The sequence below is a fragment of the Arthrobacter mobilis genome (assembly GCF_012395835.1).
In the GTDB taxonomy this organism is placed as follows: Bacteria; Actinomycetota; Actinomycetes; order Actinomycetales; family Micrococcaceae; genus Crystallibacter; species Crystallibacter mobilis.
Window position 1 is genome coordinate 77,978 of sequence record NZ_JAAZSQ010000013.1, and the last position, 779, is coordinate 78,756.

At 70.5% G+C, this 779-nt stretch carries 1 protein-coding gene; it reads left to right on the forward strand.

The genetic code is table 11. From position 1 onward, the window contains the following. Positions 1-779 (forward strand): aminotransferase class III-fold pyridoxal phosphate-dependent enzyme (locus tag HGG74_RS13670; RefSeq protein WP_168487181.1); only part of this gene is annotated, 779 nt, incomplete at both ends.

Below are 779 nucleotides of genomic sequence, written 5' to 3' on the forward strand. Positions count from 1 at the left end.
CACCCCCGGGGACCTGGACCATATCTTCTTCACCAACGGCGGCGCCGACGCCATCGAGCACGCCATCCGCATGGCCCGGCTGCACACCGGCCGCTACAAGGTCCTCTCCGCCTACCGCTCCTACCACGGCGGCACCCACCTGGCCATCAACCTCACCGGCGACCCCCGCCGGATCCCCAACGACCACGGCGACGCCGGGGTCGTGCACTTCATGCCGGCCTACCCGTACCGCTCCTACTTCGGCTCGGCCACCGGGGAAGAGGAGACCGCACGGGCCCTGCGCCACCTCGAGGACATGATCGTGCTCGAGGGGCCGGCCAACATCGCCGCCCTGGTCCTGGAATCGGTGCCCGGCACCGCCGGCATCTACGTGCCCCCGCCGGGCTACCTCGAGGGGGTGCGGGAACTGACCCGCAAACACGGGATCGTGTTCATTGCCGACGAGGTCATGGCCGGCTTCGGGCGCACCGGTAAGTGGTTCGCCATCGAGCACTGGGACGTTATCCCTGACCTGCTCACCTTCGCCAAGGGGGTCAACTCCGGCTACGTGCCCCTGGGCGGGGTGGCCATCAGCGGCGCCGTCTTTGACACCTTCCGCGACCGGGTGTACCCCGGCGGGCTGACCTACTCCGGGCACCCGCTGGCCTGCGCCGCCGCGGTGGCGACCATCACCGCCATGGCCGAAGAAGGCATGGTGGAGAACGCCGCCCGGCTCGGCGAGGACATCATCGGGCCGAGGCTGCGCGAGATCGCCGCCAGGCACCCCTCCGTCGGCGAGG